Genomic DNA, 13,780 nt, shown 5'->3' with positions numbered 1-13,780 from the left:
GTAAAAAGGAGAGCCTGGGCTCTCCTTTTTTATTTTAAAGCTGCTTTTGTTAATGCACGATGACCGATGTCTTTGCGATAGAAAAAGCCTTTTTCTACATCGATATGAGCCATTTGCTTGTATACTTCTTGCTGCGCTTCTTGAAGAGTTGCTCCTTTAGCACCTACTAATAGAACACGGCCGCCGTTTGAAACGTATGTGTCGTTTTCTAAAGCTGTACCAGCGTGGAAAACAAGCGCGTCTTCACTAACCGCATCCAAACCGTTAATTGGCGCACCCTTTTGATAATCTTCTGGGTAGCCTGCTGCTGCTAATACGATTCCGATAGCCGCTTCATCATCCCATTCAATTTCTACTTTTTCTTCTTTCAAAATGCGAAGAAGCACGTCGACTAAATCGCTTTTCATACGCGGCAGTACGACCTGTGTTTCAGGATCTCCAAAACGCGCATTAAATTCGATAACTTTTGGTCCTTTTTGTGTTTGAATCAGACCAGCATATAGAATTCCTGTATACTCACATCCTTCTTCAGCTAATCCTTTAGCCATTGGAAGTAAGATGTTTTCTACAGCCTCTTGTACTTCTGCATCACTGATTTGTGGAACAGGAGAGTAAGCCCCCATGCCTCCTGTGTTTGGACCTTGATCGCCGTCAAAAGCACGCTTATGATCTTGTGCAATTACCATTGGATATACATTTGTACCGCGTACAAATGCCATTAATGAAAATTCTTCACCATCCAAAAATTCTTCTACAACTACTTTTGCACTTGCTTCTTTAAATTTTTGGTCAACTAGAAAATCACGTAATGTATCTACAGCTTCTTCCACTGTTAAAGCAACAGTTACACCTTTACCAGCCGCTAAGCCGTCTGCTTTAATAACAATTGGAGCGCCTTGCTTTTCCACATATGCTTTTGCTTCCTCGTAAGACGTAAATGTTTCATACGCTGCGGTTGGAATATCATACTTTTTCATGAGCTCTTTTGCAAAGCTTTTGCTTCCTTCAATCATCGCTGCTTGTTTGCGCGGTCCAAAGACTGGAAGACCTTCTTGTTCAAATCGATCAACAATGCCTTCAATTAGCGGATTTTCTGGTCCAACAATTGTTAATCCAATCTTGTTTTCTTTTGCAAATAGCACAAGTTCTTCTTGGCTGCTTTCATCGATTGGTACAATCGTTGCCACATCTCTCATGCCCGGATTTCCTGGTGCTACAAACACTTCGTTAACAAGTGGACTTTTTGAAGCTTTCCATGCAATTGTATGCTCTCTTCCGCCTTTTCCAATAACTAAAACATTCACGTTCTTCACCTCATTAATGTTTAAAATGTCTTACGCCTGTAAATACCATTGCAATGCCGTATTCATCTGCTTTTGCAATTGACTCTTCATCACGAATTGATCCGCCTGGCTGAATAATAGCTGTGATTCCTGCTTTAGCTGCTGCTTCTACTGTATCCCCCATTGGGAAGAACGCATCTGAACCTAAAGCTGAACCTTGTGCTTTTTCACCAGCTTGTTCAATCGCAATTTTTGCAGCGCCTACGCGATTCATTTGACCCGCTCCTACGCCAATTGTCATGTCATCTTTTGCAAGTACAATAGCATTAGACTTAACATTTTTAACAACTTTCCATGCTAATTTTAAATCTGCCCACTCTTTTTCTGTTGGCTCACGTTTCGTTGGAACAGTAATCGTTGCATCATCAAATCCGAATACATCTTCATCCTGAACAAGCACGCCGCCTTTTACAGATGTTAAGAAAGCTTCTTTTTCTGCCTTTTCATCAAGTTCGATCGTTAGTAAACGAAGGTTTTTCTTAGCTGTTAATACATCTAATGCTTCTTGATCGAACGCAGGAGCAATGATGATTTCTAAGAAAATTTCTTTTAACTGAATAGCCGTTTCACGGTCGATAGGACGGTTAGCTGCTACGATACCGCCAAAGATAGATGTAGGATCTGCTTCGTATGCTTTTTGATAAGCTTGAGCAATTGTTTCACCCACACCTACACCGCAAGGATTCATATGTTTGATCGCTACGATAGCCGGCTCTTTGAATTCTTTTACGATTTGAAGAGCTGCATTTGCATCGTTGATATTATTGTATGATAACTCTTTTCCATGGAGCTGCGTAGCTGTTGCAATAGAACCTTTTTGTGTTAACGGCTTTTTATAGAAAGAAGCTTGTTGGTGCGGATTTTCTCCGTATCGTAAGCCTTGAACACGCTCATACGTTACTGTTAATTTCTCAGGAGTTGTTTCACCTGTAATGTTTGTTAAGTATTCAGCGATTAATGCATCATAAGCTGCCGTGTGACGGAATACTTTTGCTGCTAATCGTTGATTAGTTTCAAATGAAACATTGCCATCAGCTTTTAACTCTTCTACTACGGTTGCGTAATCGCTTGGATCTACTACAACTGAGACAGAACGATAGTTTTTCGCAGCTGAACGAAGCATTGTAGGTCCACCGATGTCAATATTCTCAATCGCTTCAGCAAGCGTTACATCCTCTTTTTCAATTGTCTTTTTAAATGGATATAAGTTTACAACTACAAAGTCGATTGGCGAGATATTATGCTCTTTCATTTGTGCTTGATGCTCTTCATTATCGCGTAACGCTAATAAAGCACCGTGAACGTTAGGATGCAATGTTTTTAAACGACCGTCTAAAATTTCTGGAAAATCAGTTACTTCAGAAATTCCGATAACGTCAATGCCGTTTTCTTCTAGCGTACGTTTTGTACCGCCAGTTGAAATAATTTCTACTCCTAAGTCCTTTAATTCTTGTGCAAATGAAACAATACCTTCTTTATCAGATACGCTAATAAGTGCGCGTTTTGCTGTCATTTTGTAAACTCCTCCTGATCCGATCTCTCATTTAAAATCTTTCTTTCACTACTACTCTACCATAGTAAAGGATTAAAACTTTTTTGACAAGGTTACATCCTATTTATTTAACTGCGGCTTGTTCAAATAATTCATTTAGTACCGCGGGATAAAATTGATGTTCAATTTCATGAATGCGGGCCTCAACGGTTTCTCTTGTATCGCCTTTTTCAATGCGAATAGCCTGCTGATCAATAATTGGTCCTGTATCCATTCCTTCATCTACAAAATGCACGGTAATTCCAATCACTTTTACTCCTGCATCAAAAGCTTGACCAATAGCATCAATCCCAGGAAATGCAGGTAAAAGCGACGGATGAATATTAACAATACGATTTTTGTATGGCTTAAGCAACGTCGAACCAACTAATCGCATATATCCTGCTAAAACAAGAAATTCTACTTTAGCTGATGTAAGCTCTGCAAGAATTGCTGCTTCATACGCTTCTTTATTTTCATAGTTTTTAGGCGAACAAACAAAGCATGGTATTCCACATGCTTTTGCTCGTTCAATTACGTATGCATCGGGTTTATTGCAAACAACAAGCGCAATATTTGCTTTTAATCGACCTGACTGAGTTGCTTCGTAGATGGATTGAAAGTTACTGCCGTTTCCAGAAGCAAACACTGCAATATTTATCATGCAAACGTCCCTCCAGCAAATTCAACACCTGTTCCTTCTTTTACACGTCCGATAACAAATGCTTTTTCGCCTTCGTTTTCAATTGCTTCAATGACTTTATTCATATCTTCAGGTTCAACAGCTAAAACAAATCCGATTCCCATGTTGAATACTTCGAACATTTCTTTACGGTCTAGCTTGCCTTGCTCTTCAAGGAAATCAAACACGTATGGAATTGGCCAAGAACCGTAATCGATTTCTACACCTAAACCTTCAGGAAGCATACGAGGTATATTTTCAACAAACCCGCCTCCAGTAATATGAGCCATACCTGCAATCTTAGCTGCATGTAATGCTTTTAGGACCGGCTTCACGTATATTTTTGTTGGCGTTAATAACTCAACTCCAAGCTTTTCGTTAAAACCAGCGTAAGTTTCTTGAAGATTTAATCCTTGATCATCAACGATTTTACGTACAAGAGAGTAGCCGTTGCTGTGAATACCGCTAGATGAAATACCGATCAACAGCTGTCCAGCTTTAATCTCATCTCCAGTAATAATTTCTGACTTTTCTACTGCTCCTACTGTAAACCCTGCAAGATCATATTCATCTTCTTCGTATAAACCTGGCATTTCAGCTGTTTCTCCGCCAATTAACGCACAGTTAGATTGTTCACAGCCGTCTGCAATTCCTTTTACAATCGATTCAATTTTTTCAGGAACTGCTTTCCCGCAAGCAATATAATCTAAGAAGTAAAGTGGCTCTGCTCCTTGTGCTAAAACGTCGTTTACACACATGGCCACTGCATCCACACCGATTGTGTCATGCTTATCCATTTGAAAAGCAAGTTTCAATTTTGTTCCTACTCCATCTGTACCAGAAACAAGAACAGGCTCTTTTAAATTCAATGTAGATAAATCGAACATTCCGCCAAAGCCGCCGACTGTTCCCATAATACCTGCACGAGCAGTGCGTTCTACGTGCTTTTTAATACGTGAAACAGCTTCATATCCTGCTTCTAAGTCAACTCCAGCTTGTTTATATGAATATGACATGTTGTCACTCCTTTTTTACGTTAAAACTAACAAGTTACCTTTTCATGAGGGTGTACAGTATCTGGATAAATTTCAGTTGGATACTTTCCAGTGAAACATGCCATACACTGTCCGCCGTTGCCTTCATACTGTCTGCCGATTGCATCTACTAACCCTTCGTTGCTTAAGAAAACAAGTGAATCAGCTTCAATCAATTCACGAATTTCTTCAACAGAGCGTGTAGCAGCAATTAGCTCAGAGGATGACGACGTGTCAATTCCATAAAAACATGGATTTTTGATAGGGGGTGAACTGATGCGTACATGTACTTCAGTTGCTCCTGCTTCTCGAAGCATACGAACAATGCGACGGCTTGTTGTGCCGCGAACGATAGAATCATCTACCATGACAACACGTTTACCCTCTACAATTTTACGTACAGGAGACAGCTTCATTTTTACACCTTGTTCACGCAATTCTTGTGAAGGCTGAATGAATGTACGGCCTACGTATCGATTCTTAATTAAACCTAATTCGTATGGAATTCCTGACTGTTCTGCAAAACCGATCGCTGCTGAAATACTTGAATCGGGAACGCCTGTTACAACGTCTGCCTCAATCGGTGACTCAACTGCAAGTTGTTTCCCAAGGTTTTTACGAGCAGAGTGAACATTGATTCCATCAATATTGCTATCTGGTCTTGAGAAATAAATATATTCCATACTGCAAATTGCACGGTTTACATTTAATGTGAAACGTTCTGATTGAATACCTTCATCGTTAATAATAAGTAATTCACCCGGCTCTACATCACGCTCATGAACTGCTCCAACGATATCGAACGCACATGTTTCAGAAGCTACTACATAAGCATCACCTAATCGTCCAATTGATAACGGACGCAATCCGTGAGGGTCAAGTGCAACCATCATCGTATCTTCTGTTAAGATAACGAATGCGTATGCGCCTTTAACCATTGATAAAGCATTTTTTACTTTATCTTTCATATCTTCATAGCCGCTTCGTTTAATTAAATGAGCAAGTACTTCTGTATCCGATGTTGATTGAAAAATACTCCCTTGGTTTTCCAGCTGATGCTTTAATGCATTTGCATTAACCAAGTTTCCATTATGAGCTAACGCAAGGCTTCCGCTATGAGAGCGGAAGTGAAGGGGTTGAACATTTTCAAACCCTCCGCCTCCAGCTGTTGCATAACGAACGTGTCCAATTGCTGCTTTACCGTTTAGTTGCTCTAACTCTCCGTGGCCAAATACTTCGTTAACAAGACCGACACCTTTCATTACTGTCACTTTTTCTCCGTCTGTTACAGCAATACCAGCGCCTTCTTGTCCGCGGTGCTGCAAGCTATGCAAACCGTAATAAGCAATCTGGCTTGCATTTTCATGTCCCCATACACCGAATACGCCACATTCTTCGTTTAAGCCTTTGATTTCAGCAAGCATGGAAGCGCTCCTTTCCAAGCAGTAGTTAATTCTTCAACTGATAATTGAACAAGAACATTTTCTTGATGTTTAACAGTTAATGTTGCGTCTTCTGTTACGCGTCCTACTAATGTTACATCTTGTACAAGCATTTCGAATTTTTCTTTATTCTCTGGAGAAACCGTTACGATAAAACGCGATTGTGTTTCACTGAATAGCTCTGCTGTTGCTTCGCCGTCTACCGTTACGTCCACACCTAATCCGCTGCCGTTCATCACTTTTTCAGCTAGTGCTACCGCGAATCCTCCTTCTGCAATATCGTGAGCAGATTGAACTGCGCCTTCACGAATTGCTTGAAGAAGCTGATCTTGACGTGTTTTTTCAACTGCTAAATCTAATTTAGGTGAATGCCCAAATACCGTACCGTTTTCTAGTACTTTTTGAAGCTCAGTACCTGCGAATTCTGCTTCAGCTTTACCAATCACATAGATTAAGTCATCTTTTTGCTTCGCATATTGAGTTGTAATATGGTTGAGATCGTCGATCAAACCAACCATTCCGATAACAGGAGTTGGGTAAATTGCTTCACCTTTTGTTTCATTGTAAAGAGATACGTTACCGCCGATAACCGGAGTCGATAGCTCACGGCAAGCGTCACTCATACCGTCTGTTGCTTTTTCAATTTGCCAGAAGATTTCTGGTTTTTCAGGGTTACCGAAGTTTAAGCAGTCTGTAATTGCAAGAGGCTGGGCACCTGAACATACAAGGTTACGAGCAGCTTCTGCTACTGCAATACGGCCGCCTACTTCTGGGTCTAGGTATAAATAGCGAGAGTTGCAGTCTGTTGTCATCGCTAATGCTTTATTTGTATCACGTACACGAACAACCGCCGCATCAGATCCAGGAGATACAACTGTGTTTGTACGTACTTGATAGTCATATTGGTTGTAAACCCACTCTTTGTTTGCAATAGTAGGCTGTTTTAAAAGTGTTACTAACATATCACTGTGATTTTCAACAGTAGGAGCATATGCTGACTGCTCTTGGAACTCACGATAGTATGCTGGTTCTTGAGATGGCTTGTGGTATACCGGTGCATCTTCTGCTAATGCATCTACAGGAACATCTGCTACTACTTCTCCGTTGTGAGTTAAACGAAGGCGCTTATCGTCGGTTACGTGACCAACTGAAACAGCTTCTAATCCATATTTTTCTACGATTTCTACGATTTCATTTTCACGGCCTTTTTCAACAACGATAAGCATGCGCTCTTGAGATTCTGAAAGCATCATTTCATATGGTGTCATACCTGTTTCACGCTGAGGTACAAGATCAAGGTTCATTTCAATACCAGAACCCGCTTTACTTGCCATCTCTGCTGAAGAACTTGTTAAGCCCGCAGCACCCATATCTTGAATACCGACTAAAGCGTCACACTTGATAAGTTCTAAGCAAGCTTCAAGAAGAAGTTTTTCCATAAATGGATCTCCTACTTGTACAGCAGGACGTTTTTCATCTGACTGATCAGATAGTTCTTCAGAAGCAAATGTTGCGCCGTGGATGCCGTCGCGGCCTGTTTTTGCTCCTACGTACATAACCGTGTTGCCAACGCCTTTAGCTTGACCTTTTTGAATGTCTTCGTGATTAATTAAACCCACACACATAGCGTTAACAAGCGGATTTCCTTCATATGAAGCTTCAAACTGAATTTCTCCGCCTACTGTTGGGATTCCTACACAGTTACCATAACCTGCGATTCCCGCTACTACTTCCTCAAACAAATGACGAACCTTTGGAGATGTTAATTCACCAAAACGCAAAGAGTTTAAAAGTGCAATCGGTCTTGCTCCCATTGAAAAGACGTCACGAATGATACCACCTACACCAGTTGCTGCTCCTTGATAAGGTTCAATCGCTGATGGATGGTTATGACTTTCGATTTTAAATACAACGGCTTGGTTGTCACCAATATCAACGATACCAGCTCCTTCACCAGGACCTTGTAATACTTTTTCACCCGTGATAGGGAATTTTTTCAGTACAGGCTTAGAGTTTTTATAACTGCAGTGCTCTGACCACATAACAGAGAATAAGCCTGTTTCTGTATAATTAGGAGTACGACCAAGCAGCTGCTCTACATTCGCAAACTCTTCGTCTGTTAATCCCATGTCTCGATATAACTTTTGTTCTTTAATTTGCTCTACATTTGGTTCAAGAAGTAACGACATTTTGTTCCCTCCACTGCTTTACGATTGATTGAAATAATTTAAGTCCGTCCGCGCTTCCTAAAAGATCGCTTACCGCTCTTTCTGGGTGAGGCATCATTCCTAATACGTTGCCTGTTTCGTTCGTAATCCCTGCAATATCTTGAAGACTTCCGTTTGGATTATCACCTGCGTATTGGAAAAGAATCTGGTTGTTTTCAATCAATTTTTGTAACGTGTGTTCATCACAATAGTAGTTGCCTTCACCGTGTGCCACTGGAATAGCAATTACTTCATCTTTGCCATAAGCATTTGTAAACATTGTTTCGTTATTAGCTACTTTCAAATTCACTGTTTTACAGATGAATTTTAAGTTTTCATTACGGCGCATAGCACCTGGCAGTAATCCTGCTTCTAATAAAATTTGGAATCCATTACATACACCTAGTACTGGCTTTCCTTGGCTTGCTGCTTTTTTTACAGCGTCCATTACATTTGAGAAACGAGCGATAGCACCTGAACGAAGGTAATCTCCATATGAGAAACCACCTGGAAGCAAGATACCATCATATTGATCTAATGATTCTGTATCGTGCCAAACGTAATCTACTTCTTCACCAAGCTCATCTTTGATAGCATGATACATATCGACGTCACAGTTTGATCCTGGAAAAACAATTACAGCAAATTTCACTGTACGACAACCTCCTCAACCTCGTAACGGTAATCTTCAATTACTGTATTAACTAAAAGCTTTTCACACATTTCTTTTACGCGTTCATCTAATGAATCTGTGCTGTCGATTGTTAGCTCTAAAAATTTACCGATGCGTACTTCTTCTACTTCTTCATAAGACATACGGTGCAATGAATTTTTAACGGCTACTCCTTGAGGGTCTAATACACTTTCTCTTAATGTGACAAATACTTTTACTTTATACATGGTTGGGTTATCCTCCGATTCGCTGTAAGATTTTTTCGTACGCTTCTGTTAAACCGCCTAAATCTCTGCGGAATACATCTTTATCTAATTTTTCGTTCGTATGAACATCCCAGAAGCGGCAAGTGTCAGGTGAAATTTCATCCGCTAAAATAATGTCGCCTTGAGAAGTACGGCCGAATTCTAATTTAAAATCTACTAAGAAAATATCTTTATCTTTGAAAAATTTCGATAATATTTCGTTGATTTGAAGTGCTTGTGCCTTTAAACTATCAATCTCTTCTTGAGTTGCAGCCTTAAGGAAAATCGCATGTTCTGCAAGAATTAATGGATCACCAAGCGCATCGTCTTTGTAATAAAGTTCAACGATTGGCTGTTCAAAACGAATACCTTCTTCTACGCCAATTCGCTTCGCAAGGCTTCCTGCTGTAGCATTTCGTACAACAACTTCAAGCGGGACAATTTCTACTTTCTTAACCGCTTGTTCATGATCTGAAAGCTGCTTCACAAAGTGAGTTGTAATCCCTTGCTCATGTAACATTGAAAATAGTAAACTACTAATTTGATTGTTCAACTGTGCTTTTCCGCTAATCTCCGCTTTTTTCTGACCGTTGAATGCTGTAGCTTCATTTTTATAAGCAACCCACAATACATCTTGCTCATCAGTAGCGTAAATTTTTTTCGCTTTTCCTTCATAAAGTAACTCTTGCTTTTCCATGCTGTCACCTCTACATACAGAATATTCAGATACACTTTCTTAGATAAAGGCAAGGACGTGCCTTGCCTTTTTTATTAAAGACCTAAACGTTCAAAGATCATATCTACATTTTTTAAATGGTGCTTATGATCGAAGCAATCTTCAATCTCTTCTGGTGATAAGTGGCGAGTAATGCGCTCTTCGCCTTCAATTAAAGAACGGAAAGGAACTTGCGTTTCCCATGCTTCCATTGCTTTTGGCTGTACTAAGTCGTATGCTTCTTCGCGTACCATGCCTTTATTGATTAGTGTTAACAGTACACGCTGTGAGTAAATTAATCCTAGTGTACGATCCATGTTGCGCTTCATATTGTCAGGGAATACTGTTAAGTTTTTAACAATGTTTGCAAAACGATTTAACATGTAATTTAAAGCAATCGTTGCATCAGGTAAGATGACACGCTCTGCTGATGAATGAGAGATGTCACGCTCATGCCAAAGCGGTACATTATCATAAGCTGTAACCATATAGCCACGAATTAAGCGAGCAAGTCCCGTTACGTTCTCAGAACCGATTGGATTACGTTTATGAGGCATTGCAGATGATCCTTTTTGACCTTTTGCAAAGTACTCTTCAACCTCACGTGTTTCACTCTTTTGAAGACCGCGAACTTCTACTGCAAATTTCTCAATAGATGTCGCAATTAACGCTAGTACTGACATATAGTGTGCATGACGGTCACGCTGTAATGTTTGCGTAGAGATTGGTGCTGGTGAAATTCCTAACTTCTCACATACGTATTTTTCAACGAAAGGATCGATGTTAGCGAACGTTCCAACTGCTCCTGACATTTTACCGAATTCCACTTCAGCTGCAGCACGTTTTAAACGCTCTAGGTTACGCTTCATTTCTTCGTACCATAATCCCATTTTCAAACCAAATGTCGTTGGCTCAGCGTGTACACCGTGCGTACGTCCCATCATAACCGTATACTTATGTTCTTGAGCTTTTTCCTTTAGTACTTCTACAAAGCGCTCTACGTCACTTAGCAAGATTTCATTAGCTTGCTTTAATAAATAAGATAGAGCTGTATCAACTACGTCAGTTGAAGTCAAACCGTAGTGTACCCACTTGCGCTCTTCACCAAGCGTTTCAGATACTGCACGAGTGAAAGCTACTACGTCATGACGCGTTTCTAATTCAATTTCATTGATGCGGTTAATATCAAAAGATGCATTTTGACGAATTAACTTCACATCTTCTTTCGGAATATGTCCTAATTCTGACCATGCTTCGCAAGCTAGAATTTCAACTTCTAACCAAGCTTTAAATTTATTTTCTTCTGTCCAAATAGCTGCCATTTCTGGTCTTGTATAACGTTCAATCATGTTGTTACTTCCTCCGTTCTTTCCCAAATTCCTAGAGATTCGGCTTTTTCTATCGCCTCATCTATCTTATCAGCTAATACCGTGATATGTCCCATTTTTCTCTTCTCTTTTGCAACTTTTTTTCCGTACAAATGCAAGTGCATATCATCTAAACATTCGATTTTTGCCATTGTGTTCTCAATATGTTCCCCTAATAGGTTAACCATAACAGCAGGTTTTAATAAAGTCGGCTGTGCTAGGGTCCAGTTACAAATGGCTCTTACATGCTGCTGAAATTGAGAAAGATCACAAGCATTGATTGAATAATGACCTGAATTATGAGGTCTAGGTGCCATTTCATTTATATAAAGCTGACCTTCTTCAGTTAGGAACATCTCAACTGCTAATGTACCAACTAAATCTAATCCTTTTGCTATTTCTTGCGCATATTGAAGAGCTTTCGCTTCTTGATCTGCTGTAATACGTGCCGGAACAATCGTTTGGTGCAAAATATGATGCTTATGAATGTTCTCAGCTACTGGTAAACATACCGTTTCGCCTTTTGCATTGCGGTGTACAATAACTGATACTTCTTTATCTAAGTTCATCCACTGTTCTACAATGCATTCCGACTGTGATAATAGCTCAGCTGCTTCACGAATATTATTCTCATTTTTCACTAGAACTTGCCCTTTACCGTCATATCCGCCTCGGCAAGTTTTTACGACACATGGATAACCAATTGTTTCGACAGCTTTTAAAAGTTCTTCTTCAGTCGTAACGATTGCGTAATCAGGAACGTCTAGATTAAGCTTTGTAATCATTTCTTTTTCTAAACGACGATTTTGTGTAACGGCTAGTAAATGACTGCCTTGTGGCACGTAGCATTTTGTTTCTAGCCATTTCATCATCTCAACATCAACGTTTTCAAATTCATAGGTGATGACATCTGACACTTCAGCAAGCTGTTCAACCGCTTTTCTATCATCATAGTTGCCAATGACTTTAATATCTGCTACTTGACCGCAAGGAGAATCTTCTGTTGGTTCAAGCACTGCAATGTAATAACCCATTTCTTTAGCAGATAGTGCAATCATTCTTCCTAGCTGTCCACCGCCTACGATTCCAATTGTTTTACCAGGAGGTATAAGTAAATTAGACAAGTTGATCACTACTTTCTAACACGGATGATTTAATAGACTCTCTACGATTTTCAAGTTGATCACTTAACGTTGGATCCTGTGTTGCTAAGATTTGTGCTGCTAGCAGGCCTGCGTTCGTAGAACCAGCTTTTCCAATAGCTACTGTAGCTACCGGTACGCCGCCCGGCATTTGAACAATCGATAAAAGTGAATCTAAACCGTTTAAGTTACTTGATTTAACCGGTACACCTATTACAGGTAAAATTGTTTTTGCAGCAATCATACCAGGTAAGTGAGCAGCGCCACCAGCGCCAGCAATAATAACTTTAATCCCTCGTTCTTTAGCAGTTTCAGCGTACTCAAACATATAATCCGGCGTTCGATGTGCTGATACAACTTTCTTTTCATATTCAATATTTAATTCATCTAAAATGTCACACGCATATTTCATAGTGCTCCAGTCTGACTGACTGCCCATTACAACAGCAACTTTTACATTCATGAATAAAAGCTCCTTTTTCACGTTATAAAAAAACCTAGGGTACGTTATGGCTCACTAAAGGAAAGCCACAACTACCCTAGGTTTCATGTATCAACATTCCTTTTGAAAAGGAATCATGTTTACCTATTTAGTAATTGTACTCTCCTCATAGTCCAATGATTTACGGTCATCGGGTAGAAACTCGTGGGCCATATTCCCACTATTATATGAGGTTTCGGATATCTCAATTGACAACTTAATAATAACAGCCAAACCAGAAAAAAGTCAACCCAAAAATCGAATGTTTACTATTTTTATCATTAAAATGTTCGTATTTAGAGACTTTTCCCTTCGAAAACAATCTGTTGCTTTACCGGAACATACTCTTTTTTACCATTTATTTCTTTTTCTTCAAAGATAGGCTTTTCCATGCGTCGAACGGGCATATACCCATCTTTTTTCATCCGATCTAAACAACTTGCGATTGTTTCATTTTCCTGTAATTCGTATAGTACTTTTTTTGATTTCTTACCCAAAATGCAGCCTCCAGTTTGAAAGAAGTTTCTTACAACGTCAAAAAGAACTTTTATAATAAAAAATTAAATGAATCCACTATAGTGTAACATAATTTAAAAGTTAAATTCACGCTGTAATTTTTAGAAACAAAAAAAGACTAGTCATTGAATGACTAGTCTTTTTATTGGCCTGGCAACGTCCTACTCTCACAGGGACAAAGTCCCAACTACCATTGGCGCTAAAGAGCTTAACTTCCGTGTTCGGTATGGGAACGGGTGTGACCTCTTCGCTATCGCCACCAGACAAGAGATTGTTCTCTCAAAACTAGATAACAGTTTGCTGAGTAAAGCTTACGCTTTTAAAGTTTGGTTAAGTCCTCGATCGATTAGTATCAGTCAGCTACACATGTCGCCACGCTTCCACCTCTGACCTATCAACCTG

General features: G+C 39.7%; 13 protein-coding genes, 1 rRNA gene and 1 riboswitch. All 14 genes read right to left on the bottom strand.

The window, feature by feature from the left end:
- Nucleotides 1-29: 29 nt before the first annotated feature.
- The 14 genes from purD to rrf all read right to left on the bottom strand — a co-directional run bounded on the left by purD (nucleotide 30) and on the right by rrf (nucleotide 13,642).
- Nucleotides 30-1,304: a phosphoribosylamine--glycine ligase gene (gene purD / locus ACFX40_RS22805; protein ID WP_263036039.1), complete on the bottom strand. Its 1,275-nt coding sequence runs from the start codon at nucleotides 1,302-1,304 to the stop codon at nucleotides 30-32.
- Between the two features lie 13 nt (nucleotides 1,305-1,317).
- Nucleotides 1,318-2,856, bottom strand: a complete 1,539-nt coding sequence (gene purH, locus ACFX40_RS22800; RefSeq protein ID WP_013081443.1) for a bifunctional phosphoribosylaminoimidazolecarboxamide formyltransferase/IMP cyclohydrolase — start codon at nucleotides 2,854-2,856, stop codon at nucleotides 1,318-1,320.
- 103 nt (nucleotides 2,857-2,959) lie between these two features.
- On the bottom strand, nucleotides 2,960-3,538 hold the full coding sequence (gene purN / locus ACFX40_RS22795; protein WP_014461934.1) for a phosphoribosylglycinamide formyltransferase: 579 nt from the start codon (nucleotides 3,536-3,538) through the stop codon (nucleotides 2,960-2,962).
- The gene (gene purM, locus ACFX40_RS22790) at nucleotides 3,535-4,572 is read right to left on the bottom strand and encodes a phosphoribosylformylglycinamidine cyclo-ligase (RefSeq protein WP_013081441.1); all 1,038 of its coding nucleotides are present in this window, start codon (nucleotides 4,570-4,572) and stop codon (nucleotides 3,535-3,537) included. Before purM ends, purN begins: the two co-directional genes overlap by 4 nt.
- A 26-nt stretch (nucleotides 4,573-4,598) precedes the next feature.
- Nucleotides 4,599-6,014 carry an amidophosphoribosyltransferase gene (purF, locus tag ACFX40_RS22785; RefSeq protein WP_013055041.1) on the bottom strand — a complete coding sequence of 472 codons (1,416 nt, stop codon included), beginning with the start codon at nucleotides 6,012-6,014 and terminating at the stop codon, nucleotides 4,599-4,601.
- A complete protein-coding gene (gene purL / locus ACFX40_RS22780; RefSeq protein ID WP_028410200.1) occupies nucleotides 5,990-8,221 on the bottom strand; it encodes a phosphoribosylformylglycinamidine synthase subunit PurL in 2,232 nt (743 codons plus the stop codon). Before purL ends, purF begins: the two co-directional genes overlap by 25 nt.
- Nucleotides 8,205-8,891: a phosphoribosylformylglycinamidine synthase subunit PurQ gene (gene purQ / locus ACFX40_RS22775; RefSeq protein WP_013055039.1), complete on the bottom strand. Its 687-nt coding sequence runs from the start codon at nucleotides 8,889-8,891 to the stop codon at nucleotides 8,205-8,207. Before purQ ends, purL begins: the two co-directional genes overlap by 17 nt.
- The gene (gene purS, locus ACFX40_RS22770) at nucleotides 8,888-9,139 is read right to left on the bottom strand and encodes a phosphoribosylformylglycinamidine synthase subunit PurS (RefSeq protein ID WP_013055038.1); all 252 of its coding nucleotides are present in this window, start codon (nucleotides 9,137-9,139) and stop codon (nucleotides 8,888-8,890) included. The genes purQ and purS overlap by 4 nt, the downstream gene beginning before the upstream one ends.
- Nucleotides 9,140-9,146: 7 nt before the next feature.
- Nucleotides 9,147-9,854, bottom strand: coding sequence for a phosphoribosylaminoimidazolesuccinocarboxamide synthase (purC, locus tag ACFX40_RS22765; RefSeq protein WP_013055037.1), 708 nt, complete (start codon nucleotides 9,852-9,854; stop codon nucleotides 9,147-9,149).
- A 74-nt stretch (nucleotides 9,855-9,928) separates the two neighbouring features.
- Nucleotides 9,929-11,221: an adenylosuccinate lyase gene (gene purB, locus ACFX40_RS22760; protein WP_013055036.1), complete on the bottom strand. Its 1,293-nt coding sequence runs from the start codon at nucleotides 11,219-11,221 to the stop codon at nucleotides 9,929-9,931.
- Nucleotides 11,218-12,363 carry a 5-(carboxyamino)imidazole ribonucleotide synthase gene (purK, locus tag ACFX40_RS22755; protein ID WP_028410201.1) on the bottom strand — a complete coding sequence of 382 codons (1,146 nt, stop codon included), beginning with the start codon at nucleotides 12,361-12,363 and terminating at the stop codon, nucleotides 11,218-11,220. Before purK ends, purB begins: the two co-directional genes overlap by 4 nt.
- A complete protein-coding gene (purE, locus tag ACFX40_RS22750; protein ID WP_013055034.1) occupies nucleotides 12,356-12,844 on the bottom strand; it encodes a 5-(carboxyamino)imidazole ribonucleotide mutase in 489 nt (162 codons plus the stop codon). The genes purK and purE overlap by 8 nt, the downstream gene beginning before the upstream one ends.
- Before the next feature lie 128 nt (nucleotides 12,845-12,972).
- Nucleotides 12,973-13,074: riboswitch (purine riboswitch) on the bottom strand.
- An 84-nt stretch (nucleotides 13,075-13,158) separates the two neighbouring features.
- On the bottom strand, nucleotides 13,159-13,359 hold the full coding sequence (locus ACFX40_RS22745; RefSeq protein WP_014461942.1) for an NETI motif-containing protein: 201 nt from the start codon (nucleotides 13,357-13,359) through the stop codon (nucleotides 13,159-13,161).
- A 167-nt stretch (nucleotides 13,360-13,526) separates the two neighbouring features.
- A 5S ribosomal RNA gene (gene rrf / locus ACFX40_RS22740) occupies nucleotides 13,527-13,642 on the bottom strand.
- Between the last annotated feature and the right edge of the window lie 138 nt (nucleotides 13,643-13,780).

This window comes from Priestia sp. YIM B13552, from assembly GCF_042787775.1.
In the GTDB taxonomy this organism is placed as follows: Bacteria; Bacillota; Bacilli; order Bacillales; family Bacillaceae_H; genus Priestia; species Priestia megaterium_E.
Note: the sequence above shows the minus strand (reverse complement) of the source record. Positions and strands in the feature narration are given on the sequence as shown.